Consider the following 22,084-nt stretch of genomic DNA (forward strand, 5'->3'; position numbering starts at 1 on the left):
ACCAGCCTACGTGACGGACGAGGAGACTCTAGGCCGACCCTCCGACAGATCCGGGCGGCCACTCCATCCGCAGGTCCGGCTCCCGCTCCTCGTTGTCCGAGCCGTCGGTGTGCTCGCGCTCGACCAGCCCGCGGGCGGCGTAGAAGGCCCGGGCCGGGGCGTTCTGCTCGAAGACCCACAGGCTGAAGCCGCCGGGGTGGCGTGCCTTCACCAGCTCGAGCAGGGCGCCGCCCACGCCGGCGCCCTGGTGGGCCGGGTCGACGTACAGGTCGTCGAGCCAGGTCCGGGTGAACCGGGCGTAGCCGACGACCTCGCCTGCCGCCTCGGCGACCCAGCTCTCGGCCGTGGCGAAGTTGGCGGCGAGGTAGCTGCGGACCTCCTCGGGCCGGTGGATCCCGGGTGGCATGGCGGCCGCGGCCCGCGCGGCGACCTGGACGGCGGCGATGGCCGGCACGTCGGCAGGGACGGCCGGGCGCAGGAGCAGGCCCGCGCCGCCAGAAGGGTCAGTGGGCGTCACGGATGACCTCGAGCGCGTGCGCGAGGTCGGCGGGGTACGACGACTCGTACTCGACGTACGCATTCGTCTCCGGGTGCTCGAAGCCCAGCTTCACGGCGTGCAGCCACTGGCGCTCGAGCCCGACGCGACGGGCCAGCACCGGGTCGGCACCGTAGGTGAGGTCGCCGACGCAGGGGTGCTTGAGCGCGCTCATGTGCACCCGGATCTGGTGGGTGCGGCCGGTCTCGAGGTGGATCTCGAGCAGGCTCGCGAAGCGGTGCGCCTCGAGCGTCTCGTAGTGGGTGACGCTGTGGCGCCCGTCCTCCATGACCGCGAACTTGTAGTCGAACCTCGGGTGTCGCCCGATGGGGGCGTCGATCGTGCCCTCGAGCGGGTCCGGATGGCCCTGGACCAGCGCGTGGTAGGTCTTGTCGACCGTGCGGCGCCGGAAGGCGTTCTTGAGGACAGAGTAGGCGTGCTCGGACTTGGCGATCACCATCACGCCCGACGTGCCGACGTCGAGGCGCTGGACGATGCCCTCGCGCTCCTTGGCACCGGAGGTGGAGATCCGGAAGCCGGCGCCCGCGAGGTGCCCGACGACGGTGGGACCGCGCCAGCCCGGGGACGGGTGCACGGCGACGCCGACCGGCTTGTCGATCACGACGATCGCGTCGTCGTCGTGGATGATCTTGATACCCTCGACCAGCTCCGGCACGACCTCGAGCGGGTCGGCCTCGGCCGGGATGGAGACGTCGAGCACCGAGCCGCCGAGGACCCGGTCGCTCTTGCCGCTGACCGGCGCCCCGTCGAGCACGACGAGGTCCTGGGCGATCAGCTCGGCGGCACGCGTGCGCGAGACTCCGAACAGCTGGGCCATCGCGACGTCGACGCGCTCGCCGTCGAGGCTGTCGGGGACGGGCAGGCTGCGGTGGTCGACCGTGGTCACGACTCCTCCTCGGCCACGTCGGTTCGGTCCTGCTGGGCACGGCTGCCGTCGAGGCTCACGCCGCGCAGCACCTGGAGCAGGATCAGTCCGACGCCGACGTTGATGCAGATGTCGGCGACGTTGAAGACCGGCCAGTTCGGCAGCATGAGGAAGTCGACGACGTGGCCCTTGAACGGCCCCGGCTCGCGGAGCATCCGGTCGACGAGGTTGCCGTCGATGCCGGCGAGCAGCAGGCCCAGGCCGACCGCCCAGAGCTTGTTGACCACCTTGCGGCTCACCCACAGCACGACCACGGTCGCCACGCAGGCCAGGCAGGTGATGGCGACCGTGAACCGGATGCCGAGGCTGAACGCCGCGCCTGGGTTGTAGGTCAGGTGCAGCTGCAGCAGCTCGCCGACGACCTCGCGGTCGGGCTCGCCCGCAAGGTGGCGCACCGCCAGGACCTTCGCGACCTGGTCGATCGCGACCATGACCGCGGCGACCGCCGCGAAGAGCAGCCAGCTGCGCGGGTGGGCCAGGAAGCGCTCGCCGGTCCGGCCGGGTCCGTCGTCGCGGTGGTCTACCGGCGTTCCTCGCGCTGCTTGCATGTCATGCACAGTGTGGCACGCGGGAAGGCCATCAGCCGCATCTTGCCGATCGGGTTGCCGCACGACTCGCACACGCCGTACGTGCCGTCGTCGATGCGTGCCAGGGCCCGGTCGATCTGGGCCACCTTCTCCCGCTCGTGGTTGAGAACTGTGAGCTCGTGGTCGCGCTCGAAGCTGGTCGCGCCGAGGTCGGCCTGGTCCTGGCCGGCACCGTCACCGGAGTCGCGCAACAGGCCACTGAGGTCGGCCTCCTGCTCCTCGAGGATCCGGGCGCTCGCCTCACGCTGCTCGTGGAGCTCGGCCAGCACCTCGGCGAGCTCGGCGGCCGACCAGGCCTCCTCGTGGTCGAGGACGACCAGGGACGCAGGAGTGGCCTTGCGGGTCGTCGTCCGCTTGGCGGGGGCCGCCTTCTTGGCCGGTGCGGCCTTCTTCGCGGGGGCCGCCTTCTTCGCGGGGGCCGCCTTCTTCGCGGGGGCCGCCTTCTTCGCGGGGGCCGCCTTCTTCGCGGGGGCCGCCTTCTTCGCGGGGGCCGCCTTCTTCGCGGGGGCCGCCTTCTTCGCGGGGGCCGCCTTCTTCGCGGGGGCCGCCTTCTTCGCGGGGGCCGCCTTCTTCGCGGGGGCCGCCTTCTTCGCGGGGGCCGCCTTCTTCGCGGGGGCCGCCTTCTTCGCCGGAGCCGGCGCGGCCTTCTTCACGGCGGCCTTCTTGCCGGCCGTCTTCTTGGCGGCGGCCTTCTTGGCCGGCACCTCCGCGGTGGCGGTCGCCTTCCGTGGACGGATGATCTTCCGGGCGGCGGAAGCGGCCTGACCGGCCAACGACTTCTTCGTGCTGCGGGCCATTGAAGGACTCCTCGAAAGGCGGCGACCCACGCGCCAGCAAGCGGTGGGCGTGCTGCGGAGGGTAACGGGTACGGCGAAAGGGTCCAAGGAGGCGCGCAGGGAGCGAGACCGGGCCGGCCGACCGACCGCCCGGAAAAGACGAACCGGCCGACCCGCGGTGCGGGCCGACCGGTCGGTCGAGCTGTGCGGAGGGCGAGCCGGGTGGCTCAGGCCTCTTCCTCGCCGAGGATGGAGCGCAGCCGCTTGGGTGCGGGGGTCTCCTCGACCGGCGCCAGGGTGTCGCCCGGCGTCTGCAGCGACTCGAGCTGCTGGGTGAAGTAGCTCTTGAGGCGCGAGCGGTACTCACGCTCGAACGAGCGCAGCGTCTCGACCTCGGCCGAGAGCTTGTCGCGCTCCTTCTCGAGGTCGCCGAAGAGCTGGGTGCGGCGCTCGGCGGTCTCGGCGTCGAGCATCTCGGCGCGGGTGCGGGCGTCGGACTCGAGGCGGTCGGCCTTGACCTTCGCCTCGGAGGCGAGCCGGTCGGACTTGGTCCGGGCCTCGCCGACGATCTTGTCGGCCTCGTTCTTCGCGTCCTCGACGAGCTCGTCGGCGTTGCGCGTGGCGATCTCGAGGAGACGCGCGGCGGCGTTGGACGCCTCCGGCACGGTCTCGACCCGGATCGTCTCGACGCCACCGGCGGCGGGGGCGGGCGCGGCGACGGGGGCCGCGACGACGGGCTCGACCGGAGCAGGGGCCACGACGGGAGCGGGAGCCGGGGGCTCGGGCAGGATCTCGGGCACCGGCGCCAGCTGGGTCGGAGCGTCGAAGGACGCGGACGACGACCCGGCCTGCGCGGCCGCGAGCTTCGCGCGGAGGTCGTCGTTCTCCTGGGTCAGCCGAGCGAGCTCAGCCTCGACCTCGTCCAGGAACTGGTCGACCTCGCCCATGTCGTAGCCCTCGCGCAGCCGAACCGGCGTAAAGCGCTTGTTGCTCACGTCCTCTGGCGTCAGGGGCATGGACCTCACCAATCTTCAATAAGTATCTCGACGGTATGTCTTCACGAACCATAGCGCCTGCGCGGGTGAAGGCGGCATCCGCGGCCCGCCACTGGCGTCACAGCAGTATCAGAGCAGAAGGGTGGAACGGTTCACCGACAGCAGCACGTAGGCCAGGATCATGACGAGGATGAAGCTGATGTCGAGGGCGAAGTTGCCGATCCGGATCGGCTTGATCACGCGGCGCAGCCCGTTGATCGGCGGGTCGGTGACGGTGTAGGCCAGCTCCAGGAACACCAGGACCGGACCGCGGGGCTCCCAGGCCCGTGCGAACACCTGCACCCAGTCGGTGATGAAGCGCACCCACAGGAACGCGATGAAGGCGAACAGCACGCCCTCGATGATCCAGCCGACGATCGTCACGGCATCAACCTATCGCTCACTCATGAGCGCCCCGCTCGCACCCACCGGAGACCGAGCGACACGCTCGCGCAGGTCACCACCTACGGACTCGACCGCGTGCGCGGCAGCGCGGCGCGACGAAGGAGCGACGCGCTCGCGCCATCCAACTCAGCTCTGGTTGAAGAAGCCGTCGGCCGCGATCGCCTGCTTGTCCTCGGCCGCGACGGTGACGTTCGGCGGCGAGAGCAGGAACACCTTGTTGGTCACCCGCTCGATGCTGCCGCGGGTCGCGAAGATCAGGCCGGCGGCGAAGTCGACCAGGCGCTTGGCGTCGGCGTCGTCCATCTCGGTGAGGTTCATGATCACCGGGGTGCCCTCGCGGTACTCCTCGCCGATCGAGCGCGCCTCGTTGTAGGTGGTCGGGTGCAGGGTCGTGATCCGGGACAGCTCCGCGACGACCGGCTGCGGCGCGACTGCGACGGGGCGGCGACGCTCGTCGAGGTCGGCCACGCTGCCGGGGGTGCTGCCCGAGACGTTGGACGGTACGGCGCGGACGGGGCGCTCCTGGCGCGGCTCGCGGGTCTCACGACCGCGGGTCCTGTCGGTCGCCTCGTCGCCATAGTCGTCGTAACCAGCCTCGTCATAGCCGGTGTCCTCCAGCAGGCCGAGGTACTCACCGATCCTGCGCATCGCACCGCTCATGACTGTTGCCTCCGTGATCCGCGTCCCCGACTGGGAACGACTGGTGGTGTTGTGGACATTACTGGACCGCAGGCCTCGTTCCGAGGACCGCGGAGCCAATGCGTACGTGTGTCGCGCCGACCGTGATCGCCGCCTCCAGGTCGCCGCTCATCCCGGCCGACAGGACCGTCGCGTCGGGGTGGCGGGCGAGGAAGTCGGCGCGGATCCCGGCCAGCCGGGCGAAGGCCAGCGCGGGGTCGTCGTCGAGCGGCGCGACGGCCATCAGGCCCCGCAACCGCAGCTCGGGGGTGCGGGCGACCTCGTCGGCGAGCGGCGCCAGCGTCGCGGGGTCGGCGCCGGCGCGGTGGTCGCGGCCGGGCGGGTCCAGGCTGACCTGGAGCAGCACGTCGACGACGTGGCCGGCGTCGGCGGCACCGCGGGCCAGCCGCGGGACCAGGGAGGTGCGGTCCACCGACTCGACGACGTCGGCGTAGCGGGCGACGGCCGTCGCCTTGTTGGACTGCAGGCCACCGATGAAGTGCCAGTGCAGGCCGAGGTCGGCGCACTCGGCGGCCTTGGCCTCCGCCTCCTGGTGCCGGTTCTCCCCCACGTCGGTCACGCCGAGCCCGGCGAGCAGCCGGACGTCGGAGGCGGGGAAGTACTTGGTGACCACGACGAGTGCGACGTCGTCGGCCGGGCGGCCCGCGTCGGCCGCCGCGCGCGCGATCCGGTCGCGGACGGCGGCCAGGTTGGCGCGCAGCTCCTCGGCGCGGGTCATGCGAGCCACACCAGCCCGGCGAAGCGACCGGCGCTCTCGCCGTCGCGTCGGTAGGAGTGGAAGGCGGTGTCCTCGAGCGTGCAGCCCGGGACGACGCTCGACGGCACGCCGGCGGCGGCGAGCTGCGCGGCGACGCCGGCGCCGAGGTCGAGCGCGGGCGTGCCCCAGCTCGTCTCGGCGTACGTCGCCGGCACGGCGGCCGCGACCTCGTCGCGCAGGTCGGCGGGCACCTCGTAGCAGCGGCCGCAGACGTGGGGGCCGATCCAGGCGCGGACGTCGCGGGCGCCGAGCTCGCGCATCCTCTCGACGGTCCGGGTGACGACATCGAGCTGGACGCCGCGACGGCCCGCATGGGCGACGCCGACGACGGCGTCGACCGGGTCCGCGAGGACGACCGGGACGCAGTCGGCGACGCGGACCATCAGGCCGAGCCCGCGTCGCGCGGTGACCTGGCCGTCGCCGGTCGGGACGGAGTCGGACGCACCGTCGACGGTGACGACGACGTCGCCGTGGACCTGGTGCAGCCGCGCGAACGGGACGCCGGCCTCCTCCCGCAACGCGGTGAGCGTGCCCGCGAGCCCGTCTCCCTCGCGGACGTCGAGGGACGCGTCGGTGAACGCGACCTCGACCCGGCCCGCGTCAGCGGGGGCCGGGTCGAAGTACACGGACTCACGGAAGGCATACATATGGCCGGTGATCGAGCCTGTCGAGATTCACTTGAGGAAGTCGGGGACGTCCAGGTCGTCGCCGTCGTCGAACTGCATCGGCGCCGGGTTGGTGCGGGCACCGACCGGCTGCGGCTCGGCGGGCGTCGCGGGGGCCTCGCGGGTCTGGGCGGGCTGGGCCGCCTGGGCGGGCTGGGCGGGCTGGGCGGGCGCCGTGCGCGCGGGGGCCGGGGTGGCCGGCGCCTGCTGTGCCGGGCGGCGTACGGCGGTCTCATCGCGACGCTTGGGCAGGCCGCCGTCGAAGCCGGCCGCGATCACCGTCACCCGGACCTCGTCGCCGAGGGCGTCGTCGATGATCGTGCCGAAGATGATGTTGGCGTCGGCGTGCACCGCGTCGGCCACCATCGCCGCGGCCTCGTTGATCTCGAAGATGCCGAGGTCGGAGCCACCGGCGATCGAGAGCAGGACACCGTGGGCGCCGTCGATCGAGGCCTCGAGCAGCGGGCTGCTGATCGCCATCTCGGCGGCGGCGAGCGCGCGGTCCTCGCCGCGGGCCGAGCCGATGCCCATCAGCGCGGAGCCGGCGTTGCTCATGACCGCCTTGACGTCGGCGAAGTCGACGTTGATCAGGCCGGGGGTCGTGATCAGGTCCGTGATGCCCGAGACACCCTGCAGCAGCACCTGGTCGGCCTGCTTGAACGCGTCGAGCATCGACACGTTGCGGTCCGAGATCTGCAGCAGCCGGTCGTTCGGGATGACGATGAGGGTGTCGACCTCCTCGCGGAGACGCTCGATGCCCTCGTCGGCGGACTTCTTGCGGCGGGCGCCTTCGAAGGTGAACGGACGGGTCACCACACCGATGGTCAGCGCACCGAGCGAGCGGGCGATCCGGGCGACGACCGGCGCGCCACCGGTGCCGGTGCCACCGCCCTCGCCCGCGGTCACGAAGACCATGTCGGCGCCCTTGAGCACCTCCTCGATCTCCTCCGCGTGGTCCTCGGCGGCCTTGCCGCCCACGTCGGGGTTCGCGCCCGCGCCGAGGCCGCGGGTCAGCTCGCGGCCGATGTCGAGCTTCACGTCGGCGTCGCTCATCAGCAGCGCCTGCGCGTCGGTGTTGATCGCGATGAACTCGACGCCCTTGAGGCCGACCTCGATCATCCGGTTGACGGCGTTGACGCCGCCCCCGCCGATCCCGACGACCTTGATGATGGCCAGGTAGTTCTGTGCTGCTGCCACTGCGGCTCCACCTCTCCGGTGTTGCGATGAGTTGTATGTGTCCGTTCACCGACGTCGGCGGCCGGACCGCTTCCCCCTCATTTCGATTGGGTGGCCAGCCGGCGTGTCGCCACAACCCTTACCCTCAGCCTGAGGGTTATAGTTATGTCAACCTCGTCGTGGTCACGACAGTAGGGACGGCGCCGGGCGCGATGGCGCAGACACGCCGTGGGCCGACAGGTTTCGCCGTCAGCTGGTGGTCGGTGCGCCGGGGACGGAGACGTCGTACACCTGGGCCTTGCGGTTGAGCAGCTCGAGGAGCACCGCAGCCTTGTCCTCGGCCTGGTCCGAGCTCCCCCAGCGCACCAGGCGCCCGTCGCGAAGGTGCAGGTCGATCTCGTCGACGCTGCGGACCTCGACGAAGTCGACCAGTTCGGTGATCGCCGGGTCGAGGGCCACGACCACGGCTGCCCCTTCGGCGAGGGCGTCCCCGTCGGCTCCCGGGCCGATCTTGACCCGGGGCAGGCCGTCGGGGGCCTTGGCGAGCCGGCCGAAGGCGACGCCCGAGGCGTCGAGGTTGGTGAGCCGGTCGCCGCGGTCGAGGACGGCGACGGGGGTGCGCTCGACGATCTCTATCCGTACGTCGTGGGGCCAGGTGCGCGAGACGTCCACCGACTTGACGGTCGCCAGGGACTTCAGCCGTACCTCGATCGCGTGCACGTCGACGGTCGCCAGCGGCCCGCCGAGGGGGACGTCGGCGGTCGCGAGCACCTGCTTCTCGGACAGCTGGGCGTTGCCGACCACCTGCACGGCGTCGGCGCGCAGCCACGGCGAGAAGTAGATCGCGTAGATGCCGAAGCAGAGCCCGCCGACGAGCAGCACGGCGGCCAGGACGTAGCGCCAGGTCAGCCAGCGGCGGGCGCGCTGGCGCCGGGCGAAGGCGCGGCGCATCCGGTCCTGCGGGCTCGGCCCCGTGCCCCTACCCCTCGCCATCGCCCGCCTCCGCGAGTGCGGCGGCGACCTGCGGCGCCAGGGTGGTCACGTCACCGGCGCCGAGGGTGAGGACCAGGTCGCCGGGACGGGCCAGCCCGACCAGCGTGGGCACGACGCCAGCACGGTCGGGCACGAACCGGACCCGGTCGGCAGCGAGGGGCACCGCGCCCGCGACCAGCGCACCGGTCACCTCGGGGTCGGGGTCCTCGCGGGCGACGTAGACGTCCATCACGACGACCTCGTCGGCCGCGCCCAGCTCGCGGCCCATCTGCTCGCCGAAGATCCGGGTACGGGAGACGAGGTGGGGCTGGAAGCAGACGACGAGGCGGCCGTCGCCGACCAGCGAACGGGCGGCCTCGAGGTCGCCGCGGATCTCGCTGGGGTGGTGCGCGTAGGAGTCGTAGACCCGCACTCCCCCGGCCGAGCCGACCGGCTCCATGCGGCGCTTGGCGCCGCGGTGCCTCGCGAGCCCGCGGACCAGGGCGGCGGGTTCGAGGCCGAGCTCGAGGCCGACGGCGAGCGCGAGCAGGGCGTCCTGGGCGTAGTGGCGCCCGGGGACGGCGAGCTCGACGGTGCCGAGGTCCGCACCGTCGCTGCTCACCCGGAACCGGGTGCGGCCGCCCTCGATGACGAGGTCGTGACCGCGCAGCCGGGCGTCGGGGGTGAAGCCGACGGTGCGGGTGGCGAGGTCGGCACGGTCGGTGAGGGTCACCGACGCGCGGGAGGCGAACGCGGCGAAGGCGGCCTCGTAGGCATCCTCGGTGCCCCAGTGGTCGAGGTGGTCGGCGTCGACGTTGGTGATCACGCCGATGCGCGGGGTGTAGACGAGGAAGGCGCCGTCGGACTCGTCGGCCTCGACCACGGCGACCTCGCCGCCGCCGAGGGCGGCGTTGGTGCCGAGCGCCTCGACCTCGGCACCGATCGCGAAGGTGAGGTCGACGCCCGCCTCGCGCAGGGCCATCACGGTCATCGCCGTGGTCGTGGTCTTGCCGTGGGTGCCGGCGATCGCGACGACGTCCTTGCCGAGCAGCACGGACTGCAGGCCCGCCGAGCGCGGCCACAGCCGCAGGCCGCGCTCGCGGGCGGCGACGATCTCGGGGTTGTCCTCGCGGGCGGCGGTGGTCGCGACGACCGTGTCGACGCCGTCGAGGTGGGCCGCGTCGTGGCCGACGTGGACGGTGATGCCCTCGGCGCGCAGGGCCTGCACGACGGACGAGTCGTTGGCGTCGCTGCCGCTGACGACCACGCCGGCCTGGTGCATCAGCCGGGCGATGCCGGACAGCCCGGCGCCGCCGATGCCGACGAGGTGGACGTGACCTAGCCGGTCGACCGGCAGGATCTCGTCGGGGACGGGAATCTTCATCGGGCCGCGTCCTGGATGATCCGGGCCAGCCGCTCGTCCGCGTCGCGCGGGACGAGGTCGGCGGCCGCGGCGCCCATCCGGGCCAGCCGGTCGGCGTCGGTGGCCAGCGCGGGCACCGTGTCGGCGACGTAGTCGGCGGTGAAGGACGCGTCGTCCACCAGCACGGCTCCCCCGGCGTCGACGACCGGGCGCGCGTTGAGCGCCTGCTCGCCGTTGCCGATCGGCAGTGGCACGAAGATCGCGGGTACGCCGGTCGCTGCCGCCTCGACGACGCTCGAGGCGCCGGAGCGGCAGACCATGACGTCGGCGGCGGCGAGCGCGAGGTCCATCCGGTCGACGAACGGCAGCACGATGTACGGGACCCCGGTGGGGACCGGCTCGGTCCAGCCCGGGTCGCTCGCCCCGTTGGGGCCGATCACGTGGAGGACCTGGACGCCGGCCGAGCCGAGGGCGGCAGCGGCGCCGCTGACCGCCTGGTTGAGCCGGCGCGCGCCCTGCGAGCCGCCGGTGACGACGAGGGTCGGCCGGTCGGCGTCGAGCCCGAAGAAGGCGCGGGCCTCCGCGCGCAGGGCGGGCCGGTCGAGGGTGGAGATCATCCGGCGGATCGGCAGGCCGACGTACTCACCGCCCTTGAGCGGGGTGTCGGGGAAGCTGACCGCGACCCGGTCGGCGATCCGCGCGCCGACCTTGTTGGCGATGCCGGGCAGTGCGTTCTGCTCGTGGACGACGAGGGGCAGCCTGCGCCGGCGCGCGGCGACGTACGCCGGCATCGACACGTAGCCGCCGTAGCCGACGATCACGTCGGGACGCACGTCGTCGACCACCTCGAGCGCGGCCTTGACCGCGCCACGCAGCCGGGCCGGCACCAGGGCCAGGTCCTTGCCTGGCCTGCGCGGGAGCGGGACGGGCGGGACCAGGCGCAGCGGGTAGCCGGCCGCGGGCACGACCTTGTTCTCCAGGCCCCGGGGGGTGCCGAGACAGGTGATCTCGGCGTCCGGGTCGAGTCGGCGCAGGGCGTCGGCGGTCGCGAGCAGCGGAGAGGTGTGCCCCGCCGTGCCCCCGCCGGCCAGAAGAATCCTCACGCGGCAGAACCTATCGCGCGAGCCGTCACGCACTCAGACCGGCCGAACGGGCCCGGCGGCGCTGGGCGAGCGCCCGCGCGGCCGCCGGCTCGCGGCGGGCGAACCCGATCACCAGGCCGAGCGCGCTCAATGTCGGCAGCAGGCTCGAGCCGCCGTAGGACACGAGGGGCAGCGGGATGCCGATGACCGGCAGTAGCGCGAGCACCATGCCGACGTTGATGATCATCTGGCACAGCAGCCAGACCACGATGCCGAAGGTGCAGTAGCGCACGAAGGGCTGCTTGGTCTCGCGTGCGACCCGGACCCCGGCGTAGGCGAGGACCAGGAACAGGCCGATGACGAGCAGGGTGCCGACCAGGCCGAGCTCCTCGCCGAGCACGGCGAAGATGAAGTCGGTGTGGGCCTCCGGCAGCTGGCCCCACTTCTGCTGGCTGGCGCCGATGCCCTCGCCGAGGACGCCGCCGCTGGCCATGGCGTAGAGGCCGTGGGCCGGTTGCCAGCCGGTGCCGTGGTAGTCCTTGAACGGGTCGGCGAAGTTCGCGATCCGCGCCAGGCGGGTGGGCGAGGTGGCGGCCAGGCCGAGGGCGGCGACGGTGACGACGGCGAAGACCATGCCGAACAGCCGGCCCGGTGCCCCGACCACCCACAGCATCGCCACGAGGAGCGCGAAGAAGATGAGGGCCGTGCCGAGGTCCCGGCCGAGCACGACCAGGCCGGTCGCCAACGCCATGCCGGGCACGACCGGCACGAGCATCTGGTGCAGGTTGCCGAGGCGGCGCTCCTTGTTGGCGTAGATGTTGCTGGCCCAGATGATCAGCGAGAGCTTGGCGATCTCGGAGGGCTGGATCTGCAGCGGCCCCAGCACCAGCCAGTTCGTGTTGCCGTTGACCTCCTTGCCGGCGAACGCGGTCACGAACAGCAGCGCGAGCGACACGGCGAAGGCGGGATAGGACAGCCGGCGCACCCAGCGCTCGGAGACCCGTGAGGCGACGAACGCACACGGCACGCCGATCAGCACCCACATCACCTGGCGGCGCACGATCGTGTAGGAGTCGCCGGTCTCGCGGTAGGCCCGCACGCTGGAGGCGCTCAGCACCATGATCAGGCCGATCACGAGCAGCAGCGCGGTCGCGCCGAGCAGCAGGTAGTACGTCGTCAGCGGCCGGTCGAGCGCCTCCTTGAGGGCGCTCAGCCAGCCCGGCCGACGGGTCCGGGCACGCAGCAGCGGCCCCAGGCGGATGCGCGGTCTGGTGGACTCGGGGTTGGCGGTGGTGATGTCGCTCCCCCTCGCTCTCAGCCGCTGACGTGTTCCCGCACCGCCGCGGCGAAGGCGTCGCCCCGCGCGGCGTAGTCGGTGAACTGGTCCATCGAGGCGCATCCCGGCGCCAGCAGCACGGTGTCGCCCGGCTGGGCGGCTCCGGCTGCAGCGGCGACGACGCGCCTCATCAGGTCGAGCTCTCCGAGGGCTCCAGTCTCAGGGGTGTCCACCTCGATCACCGGCACATCGGGTGCGTGTCGCGAAAGCGCCTCGGCGATGACCGCGCGGTCGCGGCCGATGAGGACGGCGGCGCGCAGCCGGTCGCCGACCGAGGTGACCAGGCCGTCGAAGGCCGCGCCCTTGGCCAGTCCACCGGCGACCCACACGACCGGCGCGAAGGCGGCCAGCGACGAGGCGGCGGCGTGCGGGTTGGTGGCCTTGGAGTCGTCGACCCAGGTGACATCGTCGTGCTCGGCGACGACCGCGATGCGGTGGCCGTCGGGGCGGAAGGACCGCAACCCGTCGCGTACAGCGGCCTGGCTGATGCCGTGCGCCCGCGCGAGGGCCGCGGCGGCGAGGGCGTTGGCCACGAAGTGCGGCGCCGTCGAGGCCAGGTCCTCGAGCGTGCACAGCTCGGCGGCACTGGTGGAGCGCTCCTCGATGAAGGCCCGGTCGACGAGGATGTCCTCGACGACGCCGAGCATGCCGACGGCGGGCGTGCCGAGGGTGAACCCGATCGCCCGGGCACCCTCGACGACGTCGGCGTCGCGGACCAGGTCCTCGGTGGCGGGGTCCGCGGCGTTGTAGACGCAGGCCCGCTGCACGTTGGTGTAGATCCGGCCCTTGTCGCGGGCGTAGTCGTCCATCCCCGACGGTCCGGCGTACCAGTCGAGGTGGTCCTCGGCGACGTTGAGCACCGCGGCGCTCTCGGCCGACATGGAGTCGGTGTAGTGCAGCTGGAAGCTGGACAGCTCGACCGCGATGACGTCGTACGGCTCCGGATCCATGACCGCCTCGGTCAGCGGCAGGCCGACGTTGCCGGCCGCGACGCTTCGCAGGCCTGCCGCGCGCAGGATGCTGTCGAGCATCTGCACCGTAGTGGTCTTGCCGTTGGTACCGGTGACGCACAGCCAGGGGGCGGGGTTCGCGGGGTCGCGCAGCCGCCAGGCCAGCTCGACCTCGCCCCAGACCGGGATCCCCCGCTCGCGGGCGGCCACGATGATCGGCGCGTCGGGGCGGAAGCCCGGCGAGACGACCAGGACGTCGGCGTCCTCAGGCAGGGTCGAGGTCGCGCCCTCGTGGACCTCGATCCGCGCGCCGAGCACCTCGAGCAGCTCGGCGCGCTCGAGGATCCGCGGGCTCACCGACTCGGCGACGGCGTGGACGGACGCACCGAGGTGGAGCAGGTTGTCGACGGCGGCGGCACCGCTGGTGCCGAAGCCGGCGACGACGGCGCGCACGCCCTCCCAGGAGTCGGTGCGGCCGAGGGTGGAGACGTCAGGCTGGTTGACCTCAGGCATTACAGACGCGAGACCCATTCGGCGTAGAAGATGCCGAGGCCGGTGGCGACGAAGAGACCGGTGATGATCCAGAACCGGATCACGACGGTCACCTGCTCCCAGCCGAGCATCTCGAAGTGGTGGTGGATGGGCGCCATCCGGAAGATCCGGCGGCCCTTGCTGAGCTTGAAGAAGCCGACCTGCAGCATGACCGAGACCGTCTCGAGGACGAACAGGCCACCGAGGATGACCAGCAGCAGCTCGGTGCGGGTCAGGATCGCGAAGCCGGCCAGCGCGCTGCCGAGCGCCAGCGAGCCGGTGTCGCCCATGAAGATCTTGGCCGGCGAGGCGTTCCACCACAGGAACCCGAAGCAGGCGCCGGTGATCGCCGCGGCGATGATCGCAAGGTCCAGCGGGTCGCGGACGTTGTAGCAGGTGGCGCTGGGCTCCTCCTGGCAGAACTGGTTGCTCTGCCAGATGTTGACCAGCGTGTAGGCGCCGAAGACCATCACCGAGGCGCCGGCCGCGAGTCCGTCGAGGCCGTCGGTGAGGTTGACCGCGTTGCTGAACCCGGCCACGAACAGCCAGATCAGCAGGACCGCCAGGATCATCGGCAGCACGAACCAGTCGAGCTCGCGCAGGAAGGAGACCTTCTCGCTGGCCGGGGTGCGGCCGTGGGAGTCCTCGAGCATCGGCGAGAGCGCCAGCCAGCCGAAGACCAGCGCGATCACGGTCTGGCCGGCCATCTTGGCCTTGCTGCGCAGGCCGAGGCTGCGCTGCTTGTAGATCTTGATGAAGTCGTCGAGGAAGCCGACCAGGCCCATCCCGACGAACAGGAAGAGCAGCAGCAGCGCCGACGCGCTCGGCACGGTGAGCGTGATCAGCTTGGCCGCGAAGTAGCCGATGACAGCGGCCAGGATGATGACCACGCCGCCCATGGTCGGCGTACCGCGCTTCGTGTGGTGGCTGGTCGGGCCGTCCTCGCGGATCTCCTGGCCGTAGCCCAGCTTGGTGAACGCGTTGATCGCCACCCGGGTGCCGAGCAGCGAGATCAGCAGGGCGATGCCTCCGCCGAGCAGGATCGCTCTCACGCCGTCGTCTCCTCGGTGCTCTTCATCAAGATCGCCTCTGCCACCACTTCCAAGGCGGCGCCGCGCGACGCCTTGACGAGGACGACGTCCTCCGCCCCGGCATTCTGCCGCACCCAGGCCGTCGCTTCCTCACGGCCGGCCGTGACGATCACCTCACCGGCCCCCGTGCGGGCGCCGTCGGCGATCCCGGAGGCGGCCTCGCCGACCACCACGACCACGTCGACACCGAGCCGGGCGGCGTCCTCGCCGACCGCGCGGTGGCCCGCGTCGTGCTCGTCGCCGAGCTCGCGCATCTCCCCCAGCACCGCGACGGTACGACGACGCGGCCCGGCGACGGCCACCAGCGCCTCGAGGGCGGCGCGCATCGAGTCAGGGTTCGCGTTGTAGGAGTCGTTGATCACGGTGAGCCCGTCGGCTCGCTGGTGGACCTCCATGCGCCAGCGGGAGGCGGAGGTCGCCTCGCCCAGCGCCCGGGCGACGTCGGCCAGCCCGAAGCCGGCGGCCAGCGCCATCGCGGCGGCAGCGGAGGCGTTCGCGACCTGGTGGACGCCGGTCTGGAGCAGCTGCACCGGCGCCGACTCGCCCGCGCGGTCCGGCTCACGGTGCTCGAGAAGGAAGGCGGGCCGGCCGAGCTGGTCGAGGACGACGTCGCGCCAGCGCAGGTCGGCGGACTCGCCGAAGGTGACGACCCGCGCGCGGGTGCGCGACGCCATCGCGGCCACCAGCGGGTCGTCGGCGTTGAGGACTGCCGTTCCCTCGGCGGGGAGCGCCTCGACCAGCTCGCCCTTGGCCCGCGCGATCTGGTCGCGGCCGCCGAACTCGCCGATGTGGGCGGTGCCGACGTTGAGCACCGCCGCGATCGAGGGCGGTGCGATGTCACACAGGTAGGAGAGGTGGCCGACCCCGCGCGCGCCCATCTCGACGACCAGGAAGCGCGTGCCGGCGTCGGCGCGCAGCACGGTGAGCGGTACGCCGAGCTCGTTGTTGTTGTTGGCCGCGGTCGCAACGACCGCGGCCTCGCCGGCGAGGCTGCGCAGCACCGCGGCGAGGTAGTCCTTGGTGCCGGTCTTGCCCTGGGAGCCGGTCATCGCCAGCACGGTGGCGTCGAGCCGGTCCAGGACGTGGCGCGCGAGCCGGCCTGCTGCTGCCACCGGGTCGGTGACGACCACGGTCGGCGCGGTGGTCGGGCGGCTGCCGAGGACGGCATGCGCGCCGTCGGCGTAGTCGTGGCCGTCGACGCGCTCCCCCACGACCGCGATGAACAGGCCGCCGGCGAGCGGGGCGCGGCTGTCGACGTACGCCGGAGCGGAGACGGTGACGTCGTCGCCGTGGAGGGTGCCGCCGACCACCTCGGCGATCACCGAGAGCGGGAGCGGGATCACGCGTCACCCCCGGCCGGCAGCTGCGCGAGCAGCTCCCGGACGACCTCGCGGTCGTCGAAGGGGTGGACCACGCCGGCGACCTCCTGGCCCGCCTCGTGGCCCTTGCCGGCGACCAGGACGACGTCGCCGGGTCCGGCTCCGCGCAGCGCGGTCGCGATGGCCTCGCGGCGGTCGCCGATCTCGAGGAGCTCCGCGCCGCTGCGGGCGCCGGCCAGGCTGGCTCCCTCGATGATGGCGGCCCGGATCGCGGCCGGGTCCTCGGAGCGGGGGTTGTCGTCGGTGACGACGACCAGGTCGGCCAGCTCGGCGGCGATCGCGCCCATCACGGGGCGCTTGCCCCGGTCGCGGTCTCCCCCGGCGCCGATCACGACGACCAGCCTGCCACGGGTGACCGGGCGCAGGGTCCGCAGCACGGCGTCGACCGCGTCGGGCTTGTGGGCGTAGTCGACCACGACGGTCAGGTCTCGGCCGGTGTCGATCCGCTCCAGGCGACCGGGTACGCCGCCCGCGCGGCCGATCCCGTCGGCGACCTGCTGGGCGTCGAAGCCCGCCTCAGCCGCGGCGGCGATCGCGGCCAGGGCGTTGGCGACGTTGAACTCGCCCGCCAGCGGGACCGCGCCGCGCACGGTCAGCCCGTCGGGGCCGTGGACGGTGAAGGTCGAGCCGTCGGGACGCTGGTCGACGCCGGAGACGGTCCAGTCGGCGTCGGTGCCGACGGCGTAGGTGCGCATCGGGATCGACGCCTCGGCCACGAGCCGGCGGCCGTGCTCGTCGTCGACGCAGACCAGCCCGAACCGCGCGTGCTCGGGCGTGAACAGCCTCGCCTTGGCGGAGAAGTAGTCCTCGACGTCGGCGTGGAAGTCGAGGTGGTCGCGACCCAGGTTGGTGAAGACGGCGACGTCGAACACCACGCCGTCGACGCGGCCCATGACCAGCGCGTGGCTGGAGACCTCCATCGCGCAGGCGGTGACGTCGAGCTCGCCCATCCGGGCGAAGAGGCCGTGCAGGTCGGGCGCCTCCGGCGTGGTCAGCGCGGTCTTGACCTCCTCACCGGCGATGCGGGTGCCGACGGTGCCGATCACGGCGCTGCGCACCCCGGCCGCGAGCAGGCCGCCGTCGAGCAGCCGGGTGACGGTGGTCTTGCCCTGGGTGCCGGTGACGCCGACCGTGCGCAGCCTGGCTGCCGGGTGCCCGTAGACGAGCGCGGCGACCGCGCCGAGGACGTGGCGCGGGTCGTCGACGACGAGCGCCGGGAGGCCGGTCGCGGCGGCCAGCGCGGCGCCCTCGGCATCGGTGAGCAGCGCGACCGCGCCGGAGGCGGCGGCCTGCTCGGCGAAGGTGGCGCCGTGGGCGCGCGAGCCCGGCAGGGCGGCGTACAGGTCACCGGGCTGGACCCGGCGTGAGTCCAGCGTCATCCCGCCCAGGTCGACGCCGGGGTGGGTCGTCGCGAGTCCCAGCGCCCGCGCGACGGCGTCGAGGGGCGTCAGCGGCGGGCGGGCGGGGCGGGTGGCGGTGGCGCTCACCACTCGACCGGCGTCTGGTTGGGCTCGGTGCCGGTCGGCGCGACGCCGTAGCGACGCAGCGCGTGGCTCATCAGCTTGGCGAACGCCGGACCGGCGACGCTGCCACCGCCGCTGCCGGCGCGCGGGTTGTGGACGACGACGTAGATGGTGAACCGCGGGTCGTCCGCGGGCGCGAATCCCGCGAACGAGACCGTGAGGCTGCCGTCGTAGCGGCGGTCGACGACGCGCTGCGCGGTGCCGGTCTTGCCGGCGACGCGGTAGCCGGGGACAGCGGCCCGGGGCGCGACACCGGCGTCGGGGTCGACCACCCGCTCCATCATCAGCATGGTGTCGTGGGCGGCCTTGGCGCTGATCACGCGCTTGCTGGTGGCGACGTCGGTGCCGACCTCGGAGCCGTCGTCGGTGCGGGCCTCGCCCTTGACCAGGCTCGGGGCGATCCGGACACCGCCGTTGGCGATCGTGTTGACCGCGGTGATCATCTGGACCGCGTTGACCGACAGCGACTGTCCGAACGCGATGCGGTCGCCGACCTGGGAGGTCCAGGCCGCACCCTGCGGCAGGATGCCGCGGGTCTCGCCGCCCAGGCCGATCGCGGTGCGCGAGCCGAGCCCGAACTCGGTGAGGTAGCCGCGCAGCTGGCCGGGCTTGAACTGGTCGGCGGCGAGGACGGTGCCGACGTTCGAGGACTTGGCGAGGATGCCGGCCAAGGTGAGCTTGAGGATGCCGTGGTCCCAGTAGTCGCCGATCGGGCGGTCCTGGCGGTGCAGCTGGCCGGGGACCTTGAAGCGCTGCTCCTTGTAGGCCAGTCCGGCGTCGATGAGCGAGCTCATCGTCAGCACCTTCTCGACCGAGCCCGGCTCGTAGACGTCGGTCAGCGCCGAGGACTTGTAGAGCTCCTCCGGGTAGCGGCTCGGGTCGGCGGCGTCGTACGTCGGGTAGTCGGCCAGGGCCAGCAGCTCACCGGTCTTGGTGTCCTGGATGACCGCGATGCCGGACTCGCCGCCCGACTTCTGCACGGTCTGCTGCAGCACCCGCTGCGTGTAGTACTGCAGGTCGCGGTCGATGGTGAGCGTCAGGTTCTTGCCGTCGACCGCGGGGGTGACGGTGTTGTCGCCGAGCGGGATCTGGTTGCCGGCGCCGACCTCGTAGCGGGCCTCGCCGTCCTTGCCCGACAGGTAGGTGTTGAAGGAGTCCTCGAGCCCGGCGAGGCCGATGATCGCGGCGTCCTTGCCCTTCTTGCCGTTCTCGCCGAGGAAGCCGACGAGGTTGGCGGCCACGGTGTGGTTCGGGTAGACCCGCAGCGGGTCGCGCTCGGTCGCGAGACCGGCGAACGGGCGGCCCTTGTCGTCCTTGAACCGCTCCTGGATGTCGGCGACGACCTTCTCGGCCTTGCTGGCCGGCACCTGGCGCGCGATGTACTGGAACCGGCCGCCGTCGCCCTCCACCCGCAGCCTGCGCAGCGTCTCGAAGTAGTCGACGCCGAGCCGGTCGGACAGGATCGTGGCCAGCTCGGGCGCCACCGGCGAGGTGACCTTCGGGTCGGCGACGATCATCCGGCCGTCGACCGTGTCGGCCATCGGCTCGCCGTTGCGGTCGAGGATCTCGCCGCGCGTGGCGGGCAGCGTGACCCGCACCTGCCCCTCGGCGGCGGCCATCTTCGCGTAGGACCGAGGGTCGACGCCCTGCAGCTGCACCAGCCGCGCGGCGAAGACCGAGAGCACCATCGCGATGAGCAGGAACCCGATCTGCATGCGACGGTGCGGGGAGCCCCGCAGGACCTCTCCGGTACGACGCCGCAGGCGGCTGGGGACGGGTCGGCTCACGCGCTCCAACCTACGGCGCGGGGGTCACTGAACCGTGGCGGGCACGCCGTCGGTGGTGGGCTTCACCTTGATCTTGACGGGGTTCGGGTCGAGGTCGGCCGGGCGCTTCGGGCCGGGCTGCTGCAGCGGGAGCTTGTCGGCGCCGGTGGCCGGCTGCGGGTCGCCGCTGATCGTGCCGGAGCCGAGGTGCAGGACGCCCGCGCCGGTCGTCGGCATCACCATGCCGAGCTTCTCGGCCGCGGCCGCGACGTGGGCCGGGTCGTTGAGCGCCTGGATCTCCATCTCGAGCGCCTCCTGCTGCGCGCCGAGGTCGGTCGCCTGGTTGCGCAGCGCGGTCTCCCGGAAGGAGGCCTGCTGCATCGAGGTGTTGAACATGAGCAGGCCGATCACGCCACCGAGCAGGATCACGCTGACGAAGGTCACGAACGGCACCCGCGCCGCGCGGGTGCGTCGCCGCGGGACGACCGTCAGCCGGGCCCGCTCCAGGGCCGCCTGCGCGACCCGGGGCGCGACGTACGGGAGCCGGTTGCGAAGAGGTGAGGTGGAGGACATCAGACGGCTCCCTTGCCAGTGGATGTGCTGCTCGGACGGGTGGCGGCGCGGACGCGCTCGATGGCGCGGAGTCGGACGGAGGCGGCGCGAGGGTTCTCCTCGACCTCCTCGGGAGTGGCCTGCTCGGCACCCCGGGTGACGAGGCGGTACGACGGCTCGGCGCCCTCGGGCACGAACGGCAGGTCGTCGGGCACGTCGAGCCGGGTGGCGGCGGTGAAGGTGCGCTTGACCAGCCGGTCCTCGAGCGAGTGGTAGGACTCGACGACCACGCGGCCCCCGACGCCGATCACCTCGACCGCGGCGGGCATCGCGCGCTGCAGCACCCGCAGCTCGTCGTTGACCTCCATCCGCAGCGCCTGGAAGGTGCGCTTCGCAGGATGGCCGCCGGTGCGCCGGGCGGGAGCCGGGATGACGTCGTACAGCAGCTCGACGAGGCGGGCCGAGCTGGTGAACGGCTCGACCTGGCGCTCGCGGACGACCGCGTCGGCGATCCGGCGCGCCATCTTCTCCTCGCCGTACTCCTTGAGGACCCGGGCCAGCTCGCCCGCGCTGTAGGTGTTGAGGACGTCGGCCGCGGTCGGGCCGGTGTCCCCCATCCGCATGTCGAGGGGCGCGTCGACGGCGTAGGCGAAGCCGCGCTCGGGCAGGTCGAGCTGCATCGAGGAGACACCGAGGTCGAACAGCACGGCGTCGACCTCGGCGAGGCCCTGGTCGGCGACGACGTCGGCGATCTCGTCGTACACCGCCTGCACCCCGCGGAACCGGTCGCCGTACGGCGCCAGGCGCTCGCGGCTCATCTCGAGCGCCCGGGGGTCGCGGTCGATGCCGATCACCCGGGCCTGCGGGAGCCGCTCGAGGACGGCCTCGCTGTGGCCGCCGAGACCGAGAGTGCAGTCGACGAGGACGGCGCCCTCGTGGTCGAGCGCGGGCGCGAGGAGGGCGACGACCCGGTCCAGGAGGACGGGGACGTGGCGGGGGCTGCTCATCTCAGCGCCCCGCGAGACGGGTCAGCACGAGCAGGAGTGCGCAGCCGACCGAGAGCGCCGCGGAGAAGGCCATGAGGGCGACGACGTCTCGTGCCTGCTCGCGGACGCGGCGCTCACCGGAGACCTCCGGTGGCTGCGTGCGAACGACGCTCATGACTTCGACCCCTCGACCCTGGAATGACTGTGCGGCTGGTGCTGCTGGTGCTGCCGACAAATGCGGCGGATCCGCAGAGCCAGGTCCCGGCCCGCTCCCGTTCCGGTGTTCGGGGTGCCGTCTGGTGCCGGGGAAGGTGCCCCAGAAGGCGGGGTTCGGCGAGGCGCCTGTGGCCGGGGAAGGTGCTACAGGTGGCTGCCTGGGGAGCGAGAACGGGCTGAGACCTCGTCCTGCGGATCCGCTGTGTTGTTGTCAGTGCTGGTGGTGGTGCTGGTCCTGCTGAGGGACTAGTCGTCGTCCTCGTCGAGGTCGGCGAACTCCTCCAGGGCCTCGAGCTGGAACTCGCGCCAGGCGGCGGGGTTCCAGATCTCCAGGCGGTCCCGGACCCCGATCACGACGACGTCGCGGTCGAGTCCGGCGTACTCACGCAGGTGTGCCGGGATGCCGACCCGGCCCTGCTTGTCGGGGGTGCTCTCGTCGCCGCCGGCGAAGAGGACCCGGGCGTAGCGCCGGGCGGCGCGGTTGGTCATCGGCCGGGCGGCTTGCCGCTCGGCCTCCTCGGCGAAGACGTCGGTCGGCCAGACGACGAGGCACTTGTCCTGTCCCTGTGTGACCACGAGGCCCTCCGCCAGTCGATCCCTGAACTTCGCCGGGAGGAAGAGGCGGCCCTTGTCGTCGAGCTTCGGGGTGTAGGTGCCCATGAAGAGCATCGGGCCACCCCCAGCCGTCCCACCGGACTCCGCCGTTCCTCCACTTTCCCCCACACTACTCCACTTTCCTCCACCGTCAACCACCGAG

The 22,084-nt window shown here is 72.5% G+C and carries 23 protein-coding genes; all 23 read right to left on the reverse strand.

The annotated features are described in order from the left end of the window. Positions 1-28 precede the first annotated feature (28 nt). The 23 genes from QI633_RS15405 to mraZ all read right to left on the reverse strand — a co-directional run bounded on the left by QI633_RS15405 (position 29) and on the right by mraZ (position 21,996). Positions 29-517, reverse strand: coding sequence for a GNAT family N-acetyltransferase (locus QI633_RS15405; protein ID WP_282426278.1), 489 nt, complete (start codon positions 515-517; stop codon positions 29-31). Beyond that, on the reverse strand, positions 504-1,442 hold the full coding sequence (locus QI633_RS15410) for an RluA family pseudouridine synthase (protein WP_141798391.1): 939 nt from the start codon (positions 1,440-1,442) through the stop codon (positions 504-506). The genes QI633_RS15405 and QI633_RS15410 overlap by 14 nt, the downstream gene beginning before the upstream one ends. Then, a complete protein-coding gene (gene lspA, locus QI633_RS15415; protein WP_141798390.1) occupies positions 1,439-2,029 on the reverse strand; it encodes a signal peptidase II in 591 nt (196 codons plus the stop codon). Before lspA ends, QI633_RS15410 begins: the two co-directional genes overlap by 4 nt. Next, positions 2,002-2,865 carry a TraR/DksA C4-type zinc finger protein gene (locus QI633_RS15420; RefSeq protein WP_282426279.1) on the reverse strand — a complete coding sequence of 288 codons (864 nt, stop codon included), beginning with the start codon at positions 2,863-2,865 and terminating at the stop codon, positions 2,002-2,004. Before QI633_RS15420 ends, lspA begins: the two co-directional genes overlap by 28 nt. Positions 2,866-3,071: 206 nt before the next feature. After that, on the reverse strand, positions 3,072-3,860 hold the full coding sequence (locus QI633_RS15425; RefSeq protein WP_282426280.1) for a DivIVA domain-containing protein: 789 nt from the start codon (positions 3,858-3,860) through the stop codon (positions 3,072-3,074). A 108-nt stretch (positions 3,861-3,968) separates the two neighbouring features. Beyond that, positions 3,969-4,262 carry a YggT family protein gene (locus QI633_RS15430; RefSeq protein WP_141798387.1) on the reverse strand — a complete coding sequence of 98 codons (294 nt, stop codon included), beginning with the start codon at positions 4,260-4,262 and terminating at the stop codon, positions 3,969-3,971. Positions 4,263-4,409: 147 nt separating this feature from the next. Further along, positions 4,410-4,943: a cell division protein SepF gene (sepF, locus tag QI633_RS15435; RefSeq protein ID WP_141798386.1), complete on the reverse strand. Its 534-nt coding sequence runs from the start codon at positions 4,941-4,943 to the stop codon at positions 4,410-4,412. Between the two features lie 58 nt (positions 4,944-5,001). After that, positions 5,002-5,700, reverse strand: coding sequence for a YggS family pyridoxal phosphate-dependent enzyme (locus QI633_RS15440; protein WP_282426281.1), 699 nt, complete (start codon positions 5,698-5,700; stop codon positions 5,002-5,004). Further along, positions 5,697-6,365 (reverse strand): peptidoglycan editing factor PgeF, encoded by a 669-nt coding sequence (pgeF, locus tag QI633_RS15445; RefSeq protein ID WP_260805932.1) that lies wholly within the window; start codon positions 6,363-6,365, stop codon positions 5,697-5,699. Before pgeF ends, QI633_RS15440 begins: the two co-directional genes overlap by 4 nt. 48 nt (positions 6,366-6,413) lie before the next feature. Continuing rightward, positions 6,414-7,601, reverse strand: coding sequence for a cell division protein FtsZ (gene ftsZ / locus QI633_RS15450; protein ID WP_282426282.1), 1,188 nt, complete (start codon positions 7,599-7,601; stop codon positions 6,414-6,416). A 228-nt stretch (positions 7,602-7,829) separates the two neighbouring features. After that, positions 7,830-8,573: an FtsQ-type POTRA domain-containing protein gene (locus QI633_RS15455; RefSeq protein ID WP_282426283.1), complete on the reverse strand. Its 744-nt coding sequence runs from the start codon at positions 8,571-8,573 to the stop codon at positions 7,830-7,832. After that, a complete protein-coding gene (gene murC / locus QI633_RS15460) occupies positions 8,560-9,936 on the reverse strand; it encodes a UDP-N-acetylmuramate--L-alanine ligase (RefSeq protein WP_282426284.1) in 1,377 nt (458 codons plus the stop codon). Before murC ends, QI633_RS15455 begins: the two co-directional genes overlap by 14 nt. Beyond that, positions 9,933-11,018: an undecaprenyldiphospho-muramoylpentapeptide beta-N-acetylglucosaminyltransferase gene (gene murG / locus QI633_RS15465; RefSeq protein WP_282426285.1), complete on the reverse strand. Its 1,086-nt coding sequence runs from the start codon at positions 11,016-11,018 to the stop codon at positions 9,933-9,935. Before murG ends, murC begins: the two co-directional genes overlap by 4 nt. 25 nt (positions 11,019-11,043) lie before the next feature. Further along, positions 11,044-12,396, reverse strand: coding sequence for a putative lipid II flippase FtsW (ftsW, locus tag QI633_RS15470; RefSeq protein ID WP_141798379.1), 1,353 nt, complete (start codon positions 12,394-12,396; stop codon positions 11,044-11,046). Continuing rightward, positions 12,312-13,796 carry a UDP-N-acetylmuramoyl-L-alanine--D-glutamate ligase gene (gene murD, locus QI633_RS15475; RefSeq protein ID WP_282426286.1) on the reverse strand — a complete coding sequence of 495 codons (1,485 nt, stop codon included), beginning with the start codon at positions 13,794-13,796 and terminating at the stop codon, positions 12,312-12,314. The genes ftsW and murD overlap by 85 nt, the downstream gene beginning before the upstream one ends. Further along, positions 13,796-14,866, reverse strand: a complete 1,071-nt coding sequence (gene mraY / locus QI633_RS15480) for a phospho-N-acetylmuramoyl-pentapeptide-transferase (RefSeq protein WP_141798377.1) — start codon at positions 14,864-14,866, stop codon at positions 13,796-13,798. Before mraY ends, murD begins: the two co-directional genes overlap by 1 nt. After that, on the reverse strand, positions 14,863-16,248 hold the full coding sequence (gene murF / locus QI633_RS15485) for a UDP-N-acetylmuramoyl-tripeptide--D-alanyl-D-alanine ligase (RefSeq protein ID WP_141798376.1): 1,386 nt from the start codon (positions 16,246-16,248) through the stop codon (positions 14,863-14,865). The genes mraY and murF overlap by 4 nt, the downstream gene beginning before the upstream one ends. Then, entirely contained in the window at positions 16,245-17,771 is a 1,527-nt protein-coding gene (locus QI633_RS15490; protein ID WP_141798375.1) for a UDP-N-acetylmuramoyl-L-alanyl-D-glutamate--2,6-diaminopimelate ligase, read from the reverse strand. Before QI633_RS15490 ends, murF begins: the two co-directional genes overlap by 4 nt. Continuing rightward, positions 17,768-19,594: a penicillin-binding protein 2 gene (locus QI633_RS15495; RefSeq protein ID WP_282426287.1), complete on the reverse strand. Its 1,827-nt coding sequence runs from the start codon at positions 19,592-19,594 to the stop codon at positions 17,768-17,770. Before QI633_RS15495 ends, QI633_RS15490 begins: the two co-directional genes overlap by 4 nt. Before the next feature lie 24 nt (positions 19,595-19,618). Next, positions 19,619-20,146 (reverse strand): hypothetical protein, encoded by a 528-nt coding sequence (locus tag QI633_RS15500; protein WP_141798374.1) that lies wholly within the window; start codon positions 20,144-20,146, stop codon positions 19,619-19,621. Beyond that, on the reverse strand, positions 20,146-21,132 hold the full coding sequence (gene rsmH, locus QI633_RS15505; RefSeq protein ID WP_141798373.1) for a 16S rRNA (cytosine(1402)-N(4))-methyltransferase RsmH: 987 nt from the start codon (positions 21,130-21,132) through the stop codon (positions 20,146-20,148). The genes QI633_RS15500 and rsmH overlap by 1 nt, the downstream gene beginning before the upstream one ends. A gap of 1 nt (position 21,133) precedes the next feature. After that, the gene (locus QI633_RS15510) at positions 21,134-21,286 is read right to left on the reverse strand and encodes a hypothetical protein (RefSeq protein ID WP_160158224.1); all 153 of its coding nucleotides are present in this window, start codon (positions 21,284-21,286) and stop codon (positions 21,134-21,136) included. Positions 21,287-21,573: 287 nt separating this feature from the next. Next, complete coding sequence (mraZ, locus tag QI633_RS15515) at positions 21,574-21,996, reverse strand: division/cell wall cluster transcriptional repressor MraZ (RefSeq protein ID WP_141798372.1); 423 nt, start codon at positions 21,994-21,996, stop codon at positions 21,574-21,576. Positions 21,997-22,084: the final 88 nt, after the last annotated feature.

It is taken from the genome of Nocardioides sp. QY071 (assembly GCF_029961765.1).
GTDB lineage: Bacteria > Actinomycetota > Actinomycetes > Propionibacteriales > Nocardioidaceae > Nocardioides.